Annotated in this window: 12 protein-coding genes; 2 read left to right on the forward strand and 10 right to left on the reverse strand. The window is 70.2% G+C overall.

Annotated features, from left to right (window positions below; all coding sequences use genetic code 11):
- Positions 1-79 precede the first annotated feature (79 nt).
- The 6 genes from MMG85_RS16340 to MMG85_RS16365 all read right to left on the reverse strand — a co-directional run bounded on the left by MMG85_RS16340 (position 80) and on the right by MMG85_RS16365 (position 11052).
- Complete coding sequence (locus MMG85_RS16340; RefSeq protein WP_241046998.1) at positions 80-550, reverse strand: chemotaxis protein CheW; 471 nt, start codon at positions 548-550, stop codon at positions 80-82.
- Positions 551-560: 10 nt separating this feature from the next.
- Entirely contained in the window at positions 561-1802 is a 1242-nt protein-coding gene (locus MMG85_RS16345; RefSeq protein ID WP_241046999.1) for a chemotaxis protein CheB, read from the reverse strand.
- Positions 1789-7905, reverse strand: coding sequence for an Hpt domain-containing protein (locus tag MMG85_RS16350; protein ID WP_241047000.1), 6117 nt, complete (start codon positions 7903-7905; stop codon positions 1789-1791). The genes MMG85_RS16345 and MMG85_RS16350 overlap by 14 nt, the downstream gene beginning before the upstream one ends.
- Positions 7906-7995: 90 nt before the next feature.
- Complete coding sequence (locus tag MMG85_RS16355) at positions 7996-10032, reverse strand: methyl-accepting chemotaxis protein (RefSeq protein ID WP_241047001.1); 2037 nt, start codon at positions 10030-10032, stop codon at positions 7996-7998.
- Positions 10033-10066: 34 nt separating this feature from the next.
- Entirely contained in the window at positions 10067-10597 is a 531-nt protein-coding gene (locus MMG85_RS16360) for a chemotaxis protein CheW (protein WP_241047011.1), read from the reverse strand.
- A 53-nt stretch (positions 10598-10650) separates the two neighbouring features.
- Positions 10651-11052 carry a response regulator gene (locus MMG85_RS16365; protein WP_055940451.1) on the reverse strand — a complete coding sequence of 134 codons (402 nt, stop codon included), beginning with the start codon at positions 11050-11052 and terminating at the stop codon, positions 10651-10653.
- A gap of 243 nt (positions 11053-11295) precedes the next feature.
- Between MMG85_RS16365 and gshB the strand changes: the two genes are divergently transcribed.
- Together gshB and MMG85_RS16375 are read left to right on the forward strand one after the other, a co-directional pair.
- Positions 11296-12240 (forward strand): glutathione synthase, encoded by a 945-nt coding sequence (gene gshB / locus MMG85_RS16370; protein WP_241047002.1) that lies wholly within the window; start codon positions 11296-11298, stop codon positions 12238-12240.
- A 1-nt stretch (position 12241) separates the two neighbouring features.
- Entirely contained in the window at positions 12242-13117 is an 876-nt protein-coding gene (locus MMG85_RS16375) for a TonB family protein (RefSeq protein WP_241047003.1), read from the forward strand.
- A gap of 12 nt (positions 13118-13129) precedes the next feature.
- On the opposite strand, the gene tsaB is transcribed toward MMG85_RS16375, so the two are convergent.
- The 4 genes from tsaB to mrcB form a co-directional block, all read right to left on the reverse strand.
- Complete coding sequence (tsaB, locus tag MMG85_RS16380; RefSeq protein WP_241047004.1) at positions 13130-13873, reverse strand: tRNA (adenosine(37)-N6)-threonylcarbamoyltransferase complex dimerization subunit type 1 TsaB; 744 nt, start codon at positions 13871-13873, stop codon at positions 13130-13132.
- A 54-nt stretch (positions 13874-13927) separates the two neighbouring features.
- Positions 13928-16009, reverse strand: coding sequence for an ATP-dependent DNA helicase (locus tag MMG85_RS16385; RefSeq protein WP_241047005.1), 2082 nt, complete (start codon positions 16007-16009; stop codon positions 13928-13930).
- Between the two features lie 64 nt (positions 16010-16073).
- A complete protein-coding gene (locus tag MMG85_RS16390; RefSeq protein ID WP_241047012.1) occupies positions 16074-16667 on the reverse strand; it encodes a hypothetical protein in 594 nt (197 codons plus the stop codon).
- A gap of 2 nt (positions 16668-16669) precedes the next feature.
- The gene (mrcB, locus tag MMG85_RS16395; protein WP_241047013.1) at positions 16670-19051 is read right to left on the reverse strand and encodes a penicillin-binding protein 1B; all 2382 of its coding nucleotides are present in this window, start codon (positions 19049-19051) and stop codon (positions 16670-16672) included.
- Positions 19052-19055 lie beyond the last annotated feature (4 nt).

Consider the following 19055-nt stretch of genomic DNA (forward strand, 5'->3'; position numbering starts at 1 on the left):
TTCGATCACGCAACCGGCAGAAGCATCGCGGCCATGGGCCGCTCCTACCGGAAACGGGGTTTGCTTGGTCGGCGGGCGATCAAGCCGCGCTGGCCAGCGCCTCGTCGATCATCGTTTCGACCACTTCCAGGTCGGGCAGCACGGCGGCTTCGTCGCCCAGCAGCACGCGGACCTTCACCCCGACCGGGAGATCCTCCTCGGTCGCGTCGGCGAGCAGGCCGTCACGCGGCACCGAGACCAGGCGCGGGAACGACGGCGTCAGCAGGGCGAAGTACGGGCGATCCTTGTCGCCGCTCAGCGCCTTCAGCACGACGATCTTGCTGTTCAGCGCGACCGGGTCGTTGGCGTTGCCGGTCAGGCGACCGAACGCGACCAGCGGCACCGGCCAGCCGTGCCAGTCGATCCGGCCCGGCAGCCAGTCCGGCATGTCGGCGACCGGCTCGACCGGTGCGCGTGTCAGCACTTCGGCGACGGTGGCATTGGGCAGCAGCAGGCGGTATTCGCCCGCCTGGATCAGGACGCCGCGGATTTCGTCGTTGGAATGGGCCATCGTGTGTTCCTCAGAACCAGCGGTCGGTCAGGCGCTGCGCGATCTGCGCGGGCGAGCCCAGTTCGGCGCCACGCGCCGCGAGGGCCTTCGGTGCGGCCGGGTCGTAGCAGCCTTCCTGCGACTGGCCCATGACCAGCGCGCCGGCGTTGCCCAGCTCGGCGGCGGCCTCCACCAGCGCCGTATCGCTGCCGCTGAGCAGCAGCACCGCGCTGTCGGCCGGCGGCAGTTGTGGAATGACCGTGTGGATCACCGCGCCGGGGCGGAAACCCACGGTGCCGTCATCGACGAACGGGACCACGTCGCCGGGCATCACGTACACGTGCCCCGCTTCGGCGGGCTTGCCGGCTTCGGCCAGCAGCACCGGCATGTGCGCCACGCGCTCCATCTGCCGGACCAGGTTGTCGTAGCGGCCACCATCGAGGCGCAGGTGCACCATCACCGGCTTCGGGAAACCGGTGGGCAGGTCGGCCAGCAGCTTGCGCACGGCGTCCGGGCCGCCGATGCCGGCGAACACCAGCACTGCACCCTGGGTGCGCGCGGCGGGGGCCACGCCACCGCCCTCCAGCGGTTCCAGTTCCAGCGACGACAGATCGAAGCTGGCCTTGGGCGCGGGCAGCGGCGGCGGCTCGGCGACCGCCGGCGCGGCGGGAAGAGGCGGCGGCAGCGACGCCGACTCCGCCTGCTCCGACGCCGACCTGAGCCACGCATCGGCATCGACGACCTGCTCGTCGGCGGCGCGCGGCTGGAAGCCGCCGGTGTAGGCGAAGTCGTCGCTGGGCAGTTCCAGCGCCATGCCGGCCACCGATTCCAGGTAGTCGGACACCTGTTCGCCTGCATGCAGCTGCGCCGGCGTCACCGGCAGGCCGGGTTCCAATTGCAGGCCCACGTCTTCTTCGCGACCGGGCGGCAGCACGTCCTGGTGGCCGTGCAGCTTGGCGGCCAGGTGGCGCGCCCAGCGCTGGGCGTCCCATCCCTGGCGACGCGCGGCCAGGTCGGCCTCGTCGAAGATCACCGCCACCGCGGGATCGTGCAGCACGCTGTCGAAGCGCTCCAGGCTGTCCTCGATGGCCGGCTCCAGCGCCACCAGCACCACCTGCGGCGCGCTGCTGCCGAGGGCATCGGCGTCGAGCGTGTTGGGGTCGTCTTCCAGCACGATCTCGGCGCCGGCCTCATGCAGCGCCACGCGCAGGCGCTCGCGCGCCTCGCCCGGGCGCGCCAGCAGGGCAACGCGTTTGGCTTCACTCACGGACACGGGCGATTCCCAGCAGGTCGTACACGTTGCGCATCAGGTCGAGCTCCTGGTACGGCTTGCCCAGGTAGCGCTGCACGCCGATGTCGAAGGCGCGCTGGCGATGCTTGTCGCCGGTACGCGACGTGATCATCACGATCGGAACGTCCCTGAAGCGCGGATCGGCCTTCATCGCCGTGGCCAGCTCGTAACCGTCCATGCGCGGCATTTCGATATCCAGCAGCATCAGGTCGGGCACGCGCTCTTCCAGTTTCTCCAGCGCCTCGACGCCGTCGCGCGCGGCGCTGACCTCGAAGTTGTGGCGTTCCAGCACGCGGCTGGTGACCTTGCGCATGGTCAGCGAGTCGTCCACCACCATCACCAGCGGCACGCGACGCTGCTCGAGCGCGGGGGCCTGCTGCGTGGGCTCCTGCGGCTGGGCCAGGTGGCGGCGCACCAGCGGCGCGGCGTCCAGGATCACCACCACGCTGCCGTCGCCGGTGATGGTGGCGCCGTAGATGCCGGGGATCGAGGCGATCTGCGGACCGACCGGCTTGACCACGATTTCGCGGTTGCCCAGCACCTGGTCCACCGCCACCGCGGCGCGCAGGTCGCCCGAACGCACCAGCAACAGCGGCACCTGCGGCTGGCCTTCGGCCTTGGCCGGGCCCTGGCCGACCAGGTGGCCGAGGTTGTACAGCGGATAGTCTTCGCCGGCGTAGTGGTAGCTGCCCGCGCCCGCACTGAAGCGCGCGTGGCTGATGCGGCCTATACCGCTGACCGCCGCCACCGGCACCGCGAACTGGGTTTCGCCGATCTGCACGAACACCGCCTGGCTGACCGCCAGGGTCTGCGGCAGGCGCAGCGTGAAGGTCGCGCCCTTGCCGGGCACCGAGCTGATTTCCAGCGAACCGCCCAGCTGGCGCACTTCGTTGTAGACCACGTCCATGCCCACGCCGCGGCCGGCCAGCTGGCTGACCTTGTCGGCGGTGCTGAAGCCGGGCTCCAGGATCATGCGGTCCAGCGCGCTGTCGGGCAGCACGGCGCCCGGCTGCAGCAGACCGCGCTGCTCGGCGCGCTTGCGGATGGCATCGCGGTTCAGGCCGGCGCCATCGTCGGACACCTCCAGCACCATTTCCGAACCTTCGCGGCGCAGGGCCACGTGCACGGTGCCCTCTTCCGGCTTGCCGGCCTTGCGGCGTTCCTTCGGCGTTTCCAGGCCGTGCGCGACGGAATTGCGCAGCAGGTGCTCCAGCGGCGCGGTCATGCGGTCCAGCACGTTGCGGTCCATTTCGCCGTGTGTACCGGAGAACTGCAGGCTGACCTGCTTGTGCGTCTCGGTCGCGGCCTGGCGCAGCACGCGGCGCAGGCGCGGCACGATGCCCTCGAACGGCAGCATGCGCGCACGCATCAGGCCGTCCTGGAGTTCCGAGCTGACGCGCGACTGCTGCTGCAGCAGGCTGTCGTACTGGCGCGCCAGGTCGTCCAGCACGCCCTGCAGGCCGCTGATGTCGGCGGCCGACTCGGCCAGCGCGCGGCTGAGCTGCTGCAGCGTGGAGAAGCGGTCCAGTTCCAGCGGATCGAAGGTCGGATCCTGCTTGTCGTGCTCGCGCTGGTAACGGGCGACGATCTGCGCCTCCGTTTCCAGATCGAGGCGACGCAGCTGGTCGTGCATGCGGATGTTGGTGCGGTCCAGCTCCGCCATCGCGCCGCGGAACGCGCCCAGCTGCTGTTCGAGGCGGGCACGGTAGATTGCGACTTCGCCGGCGTTGTTGACCAGGCGATCGAGCAGGTCGGCGCGTACGCGCACCTGTTCCTGCTGGCCGACCGGGAAGAACTCCTCCTCGACCGGCGCCGCGGCCGCGGCGTCGGTGTCGATCGGCGCCGACAGCGGCGCCAGTTCGACCGGTCCGGCAGGCGTGTCGGCGGCGACGGGCGCGTCGGGCAGCACGATGCCGCGGGCATGCGCGTTGAACTCGGCGATCATGCCGTCCGGAATGGCGACCGCGCGGCGCGCGGTGACGCGGGCCAGCTGCGCGTGCAGCGCATCGAAGCCGCGCTCCAGCAACTGGACGGCGCGACGGTCGAGCTCGGTGCGCTGGCCGGCGATCGACTCCAGCATCGATTCGATCGCGTGGCCGAGGTCGCCGACGGCGTGGATGCCCGCCATGCGTGCGCCACCCTTCAGCGTGTGCAGGTCGCGCTGCAGGCTGGTGATCAGCGTGCGGTCTTCCGGCGTTTCGCGCAGCTTGGCGATCAGGTCGTCCGAGTGGTCGAGCAGGTCGTTGCCTTCTTCGATGAAGATCTCGACCAGGTCCAGGTCGAGCCCGGTGACGTCGAGCGCGTCTTCCGGCTCCGGCATGTCGGCGGGTGCACTGGTCACGGCAGACTCCTCGACTTCGACGGAGGCAACGGCTTCGACATCCTGCAACGCGGTCTCTTCCGCATCCGCGGCATCCACGACGTCGGTGGTCTCCGCGGCGTCGACGAGGGCGGCGGCTTCCGGCGCCATCTCTTCGACGGCGATTCCGTCGGCGCTGTCCTCGGCGGACAGCGCCGCGTCAGCGACGACGTCGGCATTGGATTGGACGTCGGCCAAGGACGCGTCATCCGCGATGACGGCCATCGTGGCTTCGTCGGCAACGCCCTCGTCTTCCACCGTTTCCTGCAGCGTTTCGACGCTGTCCACGGCATCGAGGCCGGCGACATCGCCCTCGAGGGTGATCTCTTCGATCTCGGCGGCGTCGGCGATGTCCGGCTGCGTTTCCGCAGCGGTGTCGGTTGCGTCCACGGACACCACCTCGTCCGAAGCGGCGATCTCGTCGACCACGGACAGGCTTTCTTCGGCGACCGACGCGTCGGCGTCTGCCGGCGTCGTTGCGTCCGTTTCGACGAGGAACGCGGGCAGGTCGCCATCGACCACCAGCGCATCGTCCTCGGTAAGGGAGACCGCGTCGTCGGTGGCCTGCCCGGCGGCATCCGCCCCGGAAAGCGCGACCGTCTCTTCGGTGGCCGTCGAAACGGCTTCGACATGATCGGCTACGTCGGCATCGGCCTGGATGTCGGCAATGGCGATGTCTTCAGCGGGGGTTTCTTCCGCGGGAGCCAGCGCTTCGGCATCGTGCGCGGTTTCGCCCGACGGCGCGGCGACGCCCGCCTCGGGCGCCGGCGTACGCGGCGTGATGCGGTAATCGATGTCGTAGAAGGTGACGCTCCGGTCCACCGGCGCCGGGGTTTCCGGCACGGCGGGCGCTTCGGTCGATGCCACGGGGGCGTCCACGGCATCGGCGGTCTCTTCGACCGGCGACGTCGCAGCATCGGCAAGGCCGGCATCCTGGACCGGAGCGACGGTGTCGAACCCGCCGGCGCCGTTGGCCGCCTCGCTGTCGAGATAGGCCGACAGGTCCATCGCCAGCAGTTCGATGTCGGACGGCGCGACCGGTGCGGTCGTCTGGCCGACGTAGGTGCCTTGCCGGGTGTCGTCGACGATCTGCGCGCCATGGCGCAGGTCGGGCAGGCTGTCGCCGAGCGCGCGCAGCTGGCCCGCCAGCGCGGCGAACACCGGGATGCGCGGCGACGGCGCCTGCAGGGCCGCCACGCTGCGGCGGATCGCCTGCGCGGTATCGGCCAGGGCAGCGACGCCTTCCGGCGTGGGCGTTTCGCCCGCGGCCAGCAGGCGCTTGACGTACTGCTCGGCCGGCGAAGTGACGTGGGTGATTTCCGGTACGTCGGCCATCGCCAGCGCGCCGTTCATCGTGTGGATCGCGCGCAGCAGTTCTTCGGTGACCGGGGTGGCCTCCACCTGCGCCTGCTGCAGCCAGTGGTCGACCGTGTCGAGGTGGTTGTCGACCTCGGCTTCCAGGATCTCGCGCAGCACCGCATCGACGGAGGCCGGCGTGCCCTCGGTTTCCGGCTCGAACACGGCCGGCGCATCGTCGGCGAAGGAAGCCGGCGTGACGGCGGCGGGCTCGACGAAGTCGGCCTCTTCGTCCAGCACCACCGGCTCGGCGCTGTAGTACGCGTCCTCGCCTGCTGCCAGGCGATCGGCGACGTCCTGCAGGCCGGCCAGGTCGGCGGTGACGCTGCCCTGGCCGCGCAATGCGGCGTTGAGCTGCGGCAGCGTCTCGCAGGCCTGCTCCAGCAGGACCTCCACGGCGTGGCTGGGCGCGCGCGTGCGGTCGAGCACGCGGTTGAGCATGTTCTCGACCTTCCAGCTGAACTCGCCGAGCGTCTTGGCGCCGACCAGGCGGCCGCTGCCCTTCAGCGTGTGGAAGACGCGGCGGATCGGCCGCAGGCGTTCCAGGTCTTCGGTGTTGCTGCGCCATGCCGGCAGCAGCTGCCGCAGGTTGACGATTTCCTCGTCGAACTCCTCGAGGAACACCTCGCGGATGTCGTCGTCGATATCGGTGCTGTCGCCATCGAAGCCACCCATGACCGCCGGCGGCACGGCCGCGGCGGCAGCGGCGATCTCGTGGCGCAGGTCGGGCAGCGTGTCGGCTTCGGTGTCGACGACCGGCGCAGGCGCTTCCGCGACGGCGGCTTCGACCGGCAGGTCGACCGCTGTGCTGTCGAACGCCGCGATGTCGTCGGCCTCGACCGGCGCCTCAGGCGCGAGCGTCTGCGCCTCGAACGGCACCGGCGCATCACTACCATCGGCTTCCTCGAAGCCGACCGGATCGAACGGATTGGCGCCGCCGGGTGCCGGCACGGACGGTGCGGCATCGAGCGGCTCGAGCGACAGCGCACCGAACGACACCGCTGCGGGCGCAGCCGCCTCGACGTCGGGTTCCGGTGCGGCGGGCGCTTCGGCGACCTGGGTCGGCGTCGGTGCGGCGACCGGCGCCTCGACAACGGGCGCTTCCGCGGCTGCGGTGGCGTCGGCCGGCAGCGGCCAGTAGCGCAACGTCTCCAGGCTGCCGCGGGTGATCTCGAGGATGTCGTCGCGATTGGGGCGTCGCTCGCGCAACGCTTCCAGGTAGTACTCCAGGCTGGCCATCGCGTCGGCCAGCGTGTCCAGCTGCTGGCCGCCGGGCACGCGCTTCTTGCCGATCAGCTCACCGCTGACGTAGCGCTTGACGCCGACCACGTAGTCGCCGGCCTGGCCGAGCTCGAGCATGCGCAGGGCGCCGGCCACTTCGTCCAGCAGGCGCGGGACATCCGCCAGTTCGGCATGGTCCCAGTTGGTTTCGATGAAGGCGACGAAGCGCTCGCGTGCGCCGGCGAAGTTGATGATGGCTTCCTGCGCCAGCACCTCGACCGTGCGCTGCGATTCGGCCGCGCTCGGATCCGGCGCGGCGTCGCCGCCGCTGCCCAGCCGCGCGACCTGGTCGTCCAGCGACGCATCGACGTACAGCAGCGCGCCGGCGATATCCAGCAGGGTGCCTTCGTCGGCCGGCCGCGTGCCGGCCACCACTTCGCGCAGCGTGTCGCGCTGCTGCATCACCACGTCGCGCGCCACGCCCAGGCCCATCATGCCGAGGGTATCGGCGACGTTGCCCAGTTCGGTGACCTGCGACTCCAGTTCGTGCGCATCGCTGCCGGTCCGCAGGTGCAGGTCCAGCGCGTCCTTCACCCGCAGCAGTTCTTCCTTGACCGCGTTGCCGACGGTGTCGAGCAGTTCGCGGTTACGACCGCTGAGGCTGCTGCGCGCATGGTCGATCTCGGCCTCGCTCGGCGTCGCTTCCTCGCGGCTGCCGGGCGGGAACAGCATGCTTTCGTTGAGGCCCGACGCGCCGCGCGCTGCGCGGATCTCGTTGAGCAGCGGCAGCAGCACGATGGGGATGTCGCGATGGCCTTCCTGCAGCCGCTCCAGGTAATCCGGCAGCAGCACGGCGCCGCGCATCAGCGTGGCGCAGGCTTCGTCGCGGTCGCCCGCGCTGCCGTCCTGCAGGGCCTTGGCCAGCAGTTCCAGTTCTTCGGCCACCATCGCCGGCGCATACAGTTCCACCATGCGCAGCGTGCCCTGCACCTGGTGCAGGTAGCCGGCGCAGAAGCGCATGCGGCTGGTGTCGGCAGGCGCCTCGACGAAGGCCTCGATTTCCTGGCGGACCAGGCGCAGCGTTTCGTCCAGTTCGGGTTTCACCCAACCGAGCACGGCGTGGCTCATGGCTTCGCGCAGCGCACTCATGGGCGTGCTCCCGCGGCGACGGCGGAGCCGTCAGCCTCGCGCTGCAGGCGGGCGGGATGGCGTAGGAAGTTCATGCAGTGCGTCCCGTCCTCAGCCCGGCAGCTTGAAGTCGGCGACCGAGCGGCGCAGGTCCGCGGCCAACTGCGCGAGGTGGCCGATGGACTCGGCGGTCTGCCCGGCACCCAGCGAGGTCTGCGAGGTGATCTGGCGGATCACGCCCATCGTCTGGGTGATGTCCAGGGCGGCCGACGACTGCTGCTGCGCGGCGCTGGAGATTCCCTTGATGAGGTTGTTCAGGTCGTTCGACACGCGCTCGATCTCGCCCAGCGCGGTACCCGCGTCCTCGGCCAGTCGTGCACCGGACACCACTTCGGCGGTGGTCTGCTCCATCGAGCTGACCGCTTCGTTGGTGTCGGCCTGGATGGTCTGCACCAGCGATTCGATACGGCGCGTGGCGCCCGAGGTGCGTTCGGCGAGGCGTTGCACTTCGTCGGCCACGACCGCGAAACCGCGGCCCGCTTCACCGGCCGAAGCCGCCTGCACGGCCGCGTTGAGCGCCAGGATGTTGGTCTGTTCGGAAATGTCGTTGATCAGTTCCACCACCGAGCCGATTTCCTGCGAGGACTCGCCCAGGCGCTTGATGCGCTTGGAGGTTTCCTGGATCTGGTCGCGGATCTGGTCCATGCCGCGGATCGTCTCGCGCACCACGCCGGCGCCCTCGGTGGCGATCTGCACCGAGCGCTGCGCCACTTCGGCCGACTCGGTGGAGTTCTTCGACACCTGGTCGATGCTGGTCGCGATTTCGCTGATGCGGTCGGACGCGGTGGTGATCTGGTCGGCCTGGTGGCCGGCGGCTTCCGCCAGCTGCAGCGCGGTGGCCTGGGTTTCCTGCGTGGACGCCGCCACCTGCACCGAGGTGTCGTTGATCGTCGTCACCAGGTTGCGCAGTTCGTCCACGGCGTAGTTGATGGCGTCGGCGATGGCGCCGGTCATGTCCTCGGTCACCGAGGCCTTCACCGTCAGGTCGCCTTCACCCAGCGAGCTGATTTCGTCCAGCAGCCGCATGATCGCCTGCTGGTTGCGGCTGTTGTATTCCACCTGCGTCTGGTAGCGCATTTCCTGCTCGCGCTGGCGGGTGCGGTACAGCGACCACAACAGACCGATGATGGAGACCAGCGCCGCGATACCCGAGGCGATGCCGAGCCAGAAGTTGGGGAACAGACGCGTGTCGCGCACCGAACCGAAGGCCGAGAACGCCTGGAACAGGTTGGTACTGTCCTGCAGCATCTGGCCCGAGCCGTTGGTCAGCGCGGCGGCGGCCGACTGCGCGGCGAACAGGTTGCGCGAGCTGGCCAGGATCGCGTCCAGGTCCTTCTTCATCGCGGTCCACAGGGTCTGCGAATTCTGCAGCGCGGACAGGGCGGAGGCGTTGCGGACCGGGGCGATGCCCAGGTCCGGGTTGCCGTCGCGCAGGCCGTCCAGCACCTGGCCGAACAGCACGGCGTCGCGGCCCAGCGCGTCGCCGGCGGTGGCGGCACCGGCGCCGCCGGCGCGGATTTCGGTCACGCGACGGGCCATGGTGCCGGCCAGCACGACCTGCTGCAGCGCGCTGTAGATCTGCGAGGACGGCGCGCCGCCGGCGGACATGGCGCGCACCACTTCGTTGAGCTGCGCCTGCAGGTTGGGCACCTGGGTGGCGAAGCGGTCGGCGTTGCCGGCCAGCGCCAGCACGGCCGATTCGGACGCGACGATCTGGTCGGCGTTCTTGCCCAGCGGCGCCCAGGTGGCGCTCAGCTTGGCCAGCGGGCCGGAGATGGCGGCTTCGTTGCCGAAGCGGCTCTGCAGGTCGGACACGGTGGACTCGACCGACCGCTTGGTCTCCTTGAACGCCTTGAACGCCTCGGCGTTGCCGGCGACCGCTTCCCGGCCCTGGTTGGTCAGCTGCTGCGACAGCACGCGCATGTCGGATGCGCCGGTGCTGGCACCGGACAGCCGGCTGCCCTGGTAGGTGGCCACACCGGTGTTGGCACCGAAGACCAGCACCGACAGCGCCAGCAGCAGCAACCAGAAGTTGTTGCCGAAACTGCCGACCTTGCCGGCGCTAGGAGAATCCGTCGCAGTGCTCATCGTTCAACCCCTGGATTGTGCTTGTCGTGCGCGCTCAAAGCGCGGTCTGGCGGAATTCGGGCGTGCGCGCGAGCAACCCCAACGCGAAGACGCCCCACCGCTGATCGTCGCTGGCGAAAGCGCGATCGATGAAATGCCCGTAGCGGCCGTCCGCCAGATCCCCCGGCTCGACCTGCTGCGACTGGTGGAAGCTGCGCTGGCCGTACAGTTCGTCGATGGTCAGCGCGACGTCGCCGCCGGCCTGGCGCATGACCAGCACGCGCTGGCCTTCGTGCAGCACGGTGCGCTCGCCTTCAAGGAACTGCTTCAGGTCCACCACCGGAAACAGGTTGCCGCGCAGGTTGCCGATGCCCAGCAGCCACGGGTGCGCGCCCGGCACCGGCGTGACCGGCGGCATCTGCACGATTTCCACCACTTCCCCGAAGTTGGAGATCAGCCGGCGCTTGCCCACCCGGTAGCCGACCCCGCGGTACTGGTCCTGCGCTACCTCGCGCGCCGGCTGCAGCACGGCATGCGCCAGGCTGCGGCGCTCGTACTCGGCCAGCGTATCGAACGGTGTGCGGATCATCGCCCGCCCCCTGTGCCTTCAATGCGAATGATCGCCACGGCGCCAGCCCCTCAGGTGCTGACGTGGGCGCGGATGGCGTCGAGGAGTTCCTCGCGCGTGAACGGCTTGGTCAGGTACTGCTCCGAGCCGACGATGCGCCCGCGCGCCTTGTCGAACAGGCTGTCCTTGGACGACAGCATGATGACCGGCGTGGACTTGAACACCTGGTTGTTCTTGATCAGCGCACAGGTCTGATACCCGTCCAGGCGCGGCATCATGATGTCCACGAAGATGATCTGCGGCTGCTGGTCGGCGATCTTGGCCAAGGCCTCGAACCCGTCCGTCGCGGTCACGACCTCGCAACCCTCGCGTTTGAGCAGGGTTTCCGCGGTGCGGCGGATGGTTTTCGAGTCATCGATCACCATGACCCGTAGGCCGTGGAGTCCACCGGCCTGGCCTTCGTTCTGCGTCATTACCTGATTTCCCCGTGCGCGCGTGGCTTCATTGACGAACCGGCCACGCTGCGTTGCTGCTTATATCCCCTATCCCGGCGCGCACTGTCAAGCGACAGCGTCGACGGCCGTCCCGATGAACGGGATGATGCGAACTGCGTCGCAGTTTGTCGTGACGGGAGGCAAGATGCGTTCCACAACCGACCGGGGCGGCGATATCGCGCGCCCTGATACCATCGCGGCGTCTCCTGCCGAACCTCCCCCATGCCGCTGGACGTCATCGTCATCATGGACCCCATCGGGTCCATCAAGATCGCCAAGGACACCACCTTCGCCATGCTGCTGGAAGCCCAGCGGCGCGGCCACCGCCTGCGCTACGTCACCCCTGGCCGGCTGTCGCTGCGCGACGGCGTGGCCCACGCCCAGGTGGCGCCGCTGACGGTCCGCGACGACAAGACCGGCTGGTTCACCCTCGGCGAGCCGCAGGACCTGGCCTTCGGCCCCGGCCAGGTCGTGCTGATGCGCAAGGACCCGCCGTTCGACGACCAGTATCTCTACGACACCCATGTGCTGGGCATCGCCCAGCAGGCCGGCGCGCTGATAGTCAACGACCCGCAGGGCCTGCGCGATTTCAACGAGAAGCTGGCCGCCCTGCTCTTCCCGCAGTGCTGCCCACCCACGCTGGTGAGCCGCGACCCGGCCGCGCTGAAGGCCTTCGTCGCCGAGCACGGCGAGGCGGTGCTGAAGCCGCTGGACGGCATGGGTGGCCGTTCGATCTTCCGCGTCAAGGCCGGCGACCCCAACACCAATGTCATCCTGGAAACCCTGATCGGCGACGGCAGCCTGACCCTGGCGCAGCGCTTCATCCCCGGTATCAAGGACGGCGACAAGCGCGTGCTGCTGGTCGATGGCGAGCCGGTGGACTACGCCCTGGCGCGCATTCCGCAGGGCGACGAGTTCCGCGGCAACCTGGCCGCCGGCGGCCGCGGCGAAGGCCGCCCGCTCAGCGAACGCGACCGCTGGATCGCCGCCCAGGTCGGCCCGGAGATGAAGCGGCGCGGCATGCTGTTCGTCGGCCTGGACGTGATTGGCGACTACCTGACCGAGGTCAATGTCACCAGCCCCACCTGCGTGCGCGAGCTGGACGCGCAGTTCGGCCTGAACATCGCCGGGCAGCTGTTCGACGTCATCGAGAAGAAGCTGGCCTGAGATGTCGGCGGTTCCCGTCCCACCGCCGAAGATCGGCGCCAACGAACGCCTCGGCGCCACCCTGGCGCTGTCGCTGATCGTGCACGGCCTGCTGGTGCTGGGCGTGGGCTTCGCGCTGGACGACGCCGCGCCGGTGATGCCCACGCTGGACGTGATCCTCAGCCAGACCAGCACCCCGCTGACCCCGAAGGAAGCCGATTTCCTGGCGGCGGCCAACCAGGAAGGCGGCGGCGAGAGCGAGCAGGCCAAGCGCCCGCGCGACAGCCAGGCCGGCTGGATTCCGCAGCCCGACACCGGCCTGGCACCGCAGCCGCTGCGCGCGCAGACCACCGCACCGGTACCGCCGCCGGAGAGCCGCGTGGTGACCACGCGCGACAGCGAAACGCGCACGCCCACGCCGGAAGCCCGCCCGCAGCCGGACCAGCCCGACCTGCCGCTGGGACAGCAGAAGGTGCAGCGCGACGCCGAAATGGCCCGGCTGGCGGCGGAGTACCACCTGCGCTCCGAGCTGTACGCCAAGCGGCCGAAGCGCAAGTTCGTCTCGGCCAGCACCAAGGAATACGTGTACGCGAACTACCTGCGCGCCTGGGTCGACCGCGCCGAGCAGGTGGGCAACCTCAACTACCCCGACGAGGCGCGCCGCCGGCGCCTGGCCGGCACGCTGGTGATCAGCGTGGCGGTGCGCCGCGACGGCAGCGTCGAGCAGACCCGCATCATCCAGTCCAGCGGCATCCCGCTGCTGGATTCCACCGCGCAGCGCATCGTGCAGCTGTCCTCGCCGTTCCCGCCGTTGCCGGAAACGGCGGAGAACGTCGACGTCCTGCATGTCACCCGCACCTGGCGCTTCCTGCCGGGCGGCGAAGTGCGCGACGAATAGCCGGCGGCAGGCTCAGGCGCGCGAGGCGCGCAGGGCCTTCTGTTCTTCCAGGGTCAGGGCGACGTTGTTGCGCAGGTAGGCCGGTTCGACCTGCTCGGGCGCGACCGCCTCGCCGCGCGCGAAGGCATCCGCCGCCAGCCGCGCGAGATCGGCCGCATGCGGCAGCGCCTGCGCGTCGATGCGGGCGAAGCGGGGCTGCAGGCGCGTGGCGAGCACGCCGTCTGCGGCGGCGAGGCCCGTGCCCACGCCGATCCAGCCGGCGTCATCGCCGGGCAGGTCGTAGCCGGCCGGCGCCAGCACGGCTTCCGCGGACGTCGCGGTCAGCACGTGGTCGCGCCAGGCGAACGTGCCCGTGTAGACCTCCCCCATGCGCGCGTCGATCGCGGCCAGGATCGGCGGCGCCGCCACGACGGCACAGCCGGCCTCGCCGGCGACCACGCACGGCGGCGGCACGCGTGCGGCCAGCACCGCCAGCGTGGAGACCGGCACCAGCGGCCGGTCCAGCGCCAGCGCGATGCCCTGCGCCAGCGCGATCGCCAGGCGCACGCCGGTGAACGCACCCGGTCCGCGACTCAGGGCGATGGCGTCGAGCTGCGTCCGCGCGATCCCCGCTTCGGCAAGCAGTTGCTCGGCCCACGGCAAGGCCAGCTCGGCATGCCGCCGCGGCGCAACCTCGAAGCGCTCACGCACCTCGCCATCGACATACACGGCGATGGAACAGGCTTCGGTGGCGGTTTCGAAGGCGAGCAGCTTCATGGGACGGACGCGCGGAAAGAGGGGGCTAGCTTAAACGCTGCGACGGAAGGACGATCAGAAGCGCGCGTCGGCGAACCAGTCGTCGGCATCGGCAGCCCGCATCGGCGCCGCAACCGCCTCCTCGATTTCGGCACCGAAGAAGCGCTGCACGTCCTGCACGCGCTGGGTGCGCCGGAACGGCGGCAGCGAATCGAGGAACACGCGCCCATACGGCTTGCCGGTCAGGCGCGGGTCGCACAGCACCAGCACGCCGCGGTCGGTCTCGCTGCGGATCAGCCGGCCGACGGCCTGCTTCAGCGCGATCACCGCCTGCGGCAGCTGCTCGTCGCGGAACGGGTTGCCGCCGGCGCGCCGCACCGCTTCCAGCCGGGCCTCGAACACCGGATCGTCCGGCGCGGCGAACGGCAGCTTGTCCACCACCACCACGCTGAGCGCATCGCCGACCACGTCGACGCCCTCGCGGAAACTCGCCGCGCCCAGCAGCACGCCATTGCCCGATGCGCGGAACCGCTCCAGCAAGGTGCCGCGCGGCGCCTCGCCCTGCACGAACAGCGGCCACGGCCCGCCGCGCAAGGCGTCGGCCGCTTCACGCAAGGCGCGATGCGAGGCGAACAGCAGGAAGGCGCGCCCCTGCGAGGCTTCCAGCACCGGCCGCAGCGTGGCGATCAGCGACGCGCCGTAGCCGGGCGCATTCGGATCGGGCAGGCCGCTAGGCAGGTAGCACAGCGCCTGCTGCGGCCAGTCGAACGGACTGGGCTGCAGCAGCGTCGGCGGATCATCCAGGCCCAGGCGCTCGGCGAGATGGTCGAAGCGTCCGCCGACGGCGAGCGTGGCCGAGGTGAACACCCACGCCGCGCGCGACTGCTCGCGGTGCTGCCGCAAGGGACCGGACACATCGAGCGGCGTGCGCTGGCAGCGGAAGCCGCGTGGCGTCAGTTCGTACCAGAGCACGTCGCTGGACTCGGGAGTGGGGAGTGGGGAATCGGGAATCGCCGGAGCGCCCCGCTCACCCATTCCCGATTCCCTACTCCCGATTCCCGGCGCTTCATACCACCGCGACAGCCGTGTGCCGAATTCCTTCGCCCGCGCCGCGCAGGCTTCCAGTCCAAGCGATGCGGGCGCCAGCGGCGCGAGGGCTGCGGACAGGTCGCCGAGCGTGTCGATCAGCGCGTCGAAACCTGCTGCCACCTCCGGCTTCGCCAGCAAGCGCTCGCGGGTGCCGCGCGATGGCAGGCCTTCCATCGCCGCGCGGGCCTCGCGCAGCGCCTGTTCCAGCGCACGCACCGGTGGCTGCAGGGCGGACAGCGCGCCGGCGGCGTCCTTCGACTCGGCCAGGCAGTCGCGCGCCAGTTCCTGCAACGGGCGCATGCCGAAGCCTTCACCGAAGAAGTTGGCGGCGAGTTCGGGCAACTGGTGCGCCTCGTCGATGACGAAGGCCTGCGCGCCCGGCAGGATTTCGCCGAAGCCTTCCTGCTTCAGCGCCAGATCGGCCAGCAGCAGGTGGTGGTTGACCACCACGATGTCGGCGGCCTGCGCGCGCTGGCGCGCCTGCACCACGAAGCAGTCCTCCCAGAACGGGCATTCGCTGCCCAGGCAGTTGTCGATGGTGGAGGTGACCAGCGGCAGCAGCGGCGAGTCGTCCGGCAGCGCGGCCAGTTCGGCCATGTCGCCGAACTTGGTGCGTCCGCCCCACGCGACGATGCGCTGGAACTGGTCGACCTGTTCGCGACTGGTGAACGTGGTGCGCAGCGCCTGCGGATCGCCCTTGGCCTGGTTCAGGCGGTAGCGGCACAGGTAATTGCTGCGGCCCTTCAGCAGCGCGGACTTCAGCCCTGCCACGCCGAGCGCGTCGCGCACGCGCGGCAGGTCGCGGTGGTACAGCTGGTCCTGCAGCGCACGCGTGCCGGTGGAGACGATGGTCTTCAGTCCGGACAGCAGCGCGGGCACCAGATAGGCGAAGGTCTTGCCGGTGCCGGTGCCGGCTTCGGCGAGCAGCACGTCGCGTCCATCGAAGGCATCGGCGATCGCCGCCGTCAGGCGCTGCTGGGCGTCGCGGGGCGCGAAGGCATCGAGTCGTTCCGCCAGCGCACCACCCTCGCTGAGGGCGTCGCGGCTGGCCTGGGCTAGCTGGGACATCGGGGAAACGGAGAGCGGCGTGCAGCGGCAAGGGTACCGCGTCGCGCCGGACGCGGCATGCGCCTCACATCCGCTCGATCACCGGCACGGTGCAGGCATCGCGCCTGCTTTCCGCTTCCGCGATGGCGGCCTGTGCGGTCGCTGCCCGAGCGGTGTGCTGCGCGGCGTCTTCCGGCGCGTGGCGTGCGGGCAAGGGTGGCTGCACGGCGAGTTCGTGCTGGCGTACCTGGCGCACGGTTTCCCAATGCTGGCGGCACAACGGGCCGACCTGCGAGCCCAGTTGGAACGCACGCTGCGCCAGCGTGTCGGCACGGGCGTAGTCGCCCTGCAGCAGCGCCACTTCGGCGCGCTCCTGCAGCACGGCGGGATCTTCCGGCACCAGCAGCAGTGCCTGGTTCAGCGCGTCGGCGGCGGCGGCGAAGTCGCGCACCGCGCGGGCCTGCTGCGCCGTCTCGCGCAGGTCCTCGATCCGCGGATCGCGCAGCGGCTGCACGGCAAGCTCGCGGTCATCGGCGCCGGCCGCGGCGTGGATGGCGGCCACGCGCTGCTCGGGCGTCAGCGGATCGCGCGCGACCGGCACCTCGGGCACCGGCGCGGAGACGCAACCGGCCAGCAGAAACAGGAACAGGAACAGGAACAGGGGAAAGGCGGACTTCATCTTCACGGCTGCTGCGGGGGAGTTTCCGGGGGCGGCGGTGCGGGTTCTTCCTTGCGGTCCAGGCCGAACCAGCTGCGCCAGCCGCCGCCTTCCTGCTCTTCGCCCTCGACCGGCGGTTGCTCGACCACGCAGGCGGCATAGGCAGGCGCAAAGCCGGACACGAACGGCAACTGGCGCGCTTCGGGACAGCCGGCATCCGTGGTGTTGGAGCCGACCACCCACTGCCAGTCCAGGCCCTTGCCCGACACCTTCAGCGGCGCGCTCGGCAGGCGGGCGAACAGACCCGACCACACGCGCATCGCACCGGTGCCGCCGTACAGGCCGGTCTGTTCGTTCTGGTCGTTGCCCATCCACACCACCGCCAGGTGGTCACCGGTGTAGCCGGCGTACCAACTGTCACGGCCATCGTTGCTGGTGCCGGTCTTGCCGGCCGACTGCAAACGGCCCAGGCCATCGCCGATCAGCTGGCGACCGGTGCCATTGGACACCACCTGCTGCAACGCCACGGTGATGAGGTTGGCGGCGATGGAATCGCCTTCCTGCGCGGGTGCCGGCGTCTTGTCGTAGCGCTTGAGCAGCTTGCCATCGGGGTCCAGCACGCCACGCACCGCGTGCAGCGGCTGGATCTCGCCGCCCGAGGCGAGGAACTGGTACAGCTGCGCCATCGCGTACGGGCTCTGGTCGGTCGCCCCGAGGATCAACGCAGGATTCGGTTCGGCCTGGATCCCGGCCAGCACGCGGATCAGCTGCGCCAGCCGGTCCGGTTCGACCTTCATGCCCACGCGCACGGTGGCCTGGTTGTACGAGCGCGCCAGCGCATCGACCAGGCGCACGGTGCCATGGCTGCGGCGGTCCGAGTTCGCCGGCGTCCAGCGCCGGTTCTTGCCGAGTTGCACGGTGACCGGCGAATCGTCCACCCAGGACGCCAGCGAGTACTGGTCCGGCTGTGCCAGCGCCAGCAGGTAGACGAACGGCTTGAGCAGCGAACCCACGGGCCGCTGCGCCTCCACCGCGCGGTTGAAGCCGACTTCGGACACGTTGCGGCTGCCGACCACGGCCAGCACGTCGCCGTCGTGCACGTCGGTCACCACCATGCCGGCCTGCAGCGGCGGCCGGCGCTTGTTCTCCAGCGCCTTGATCGTGCGCGTCACCGAGGCTTCGGCATAGGCCTGCGCCGACGGCGACATGCCGGTCAGCACGCTCAGGCCCGCGCCCTGCAGTGCGCTTTCGGGATAGTCGCGCGCCAGCTGGCGGCGCACGAGGTCCACGTAGGCGGGGAAGCGGTTGGCGGCGGCCATGCCAGGCGTCTTGGTCACGCCCAGCGGCGCGGCGAGCGCGCGCTTGTATTCGGCGTCGTCGATCAGGCCGGTTTCGTGCAGTTTCAGCAGCGCGTAGTCGCGGCGCTCCTTCGCGCGCGTCGGATTGCGCCGCGGGTCGTAGTACGAAGGACCTTTCACCATGCCGATCAGCAGCGCGACCTGCTCGGTAGTGAGACTGTCGAGATCGCGACCGAACCAGAACTCCGAACCGGCGGCGACGCCGTGGATCGCCTGGCTGCCGCGCTGACCCAAATACACCTGGTTGAAGTACGCCTCCAGGATGGTGCGCTTGTCGTAGCGCGCCTCGAGAATCAATGCGTAGAGGATCTCGTTGAACTTGCGGGTCGGCGTCTGTTCCTTGCCGATGCCGAGCAGGCCGCTGCGCGCGAGCTGCTGGGTCAGCGTGCTGGCGCCCTGGCGCGTATCGCCACCGGAACGCACCAGCAGCCACGCCGCGCGGACCATGCCCGACAGGTCGACACCGTGGTGGTCCTTGAAATCGCGGTCCTCGACCGCCTGCAGTCCGGTCACCAGCAGTTCCGGCACTTCCTCCAGCCGCACCAGCCGGCGCTCTTCCTGCTTCTGCCCGTACAGCGTGGCGATGCGCGCCGGATCCAGACGCGCCACTTTCAGGTTCTGCTTGCGCGCCACGTCGCGCACGGCGGCGATCCGGCCACCGGACAGGCTGACCTGCAACCGGCGCGGCGCCACCCGCCCGTCCACGTCGATGAAGCCACGGCTGGATATGGTGAAACGACCGCCGTCGCGCATGTACGTGCCCGGCCTCTCACCCGCGCCGTCGTCGCGGTACGACGCCGCATCCAGCTCGGTCTTCAGGGTCTGCGCATCCATCGCCAGCCCCGGCGCGACCTGCAGCGGCCGTGCGTACACGCGCGTGGGGATCTGCCAGCGCAGTTCGCCGAAGCGCTCGGTGACCTGGTGGTTCAGATACAGCGTGTACGGGATCAGGAATCCCAGGCCCAAGCCCACCGCCGCCAGGCCCCAGGTCAGCAGGCGCTGCCGCCAGCCGGGCCCATCGCCGTCATCGATGTCGTCTTCGTCCAGCGCT

The sequence above is a fragment of the Pseudoxanthomonas sp. LH2527 genome (assembly GCF_022539275.1).
Classification (GTDB): domain Bacteria; phylum Pseudomonadota; class Gammaproteobacteria; order Xanthomonadales; family Xanthomonadaceae; genus Pseudoxanthomonas_A.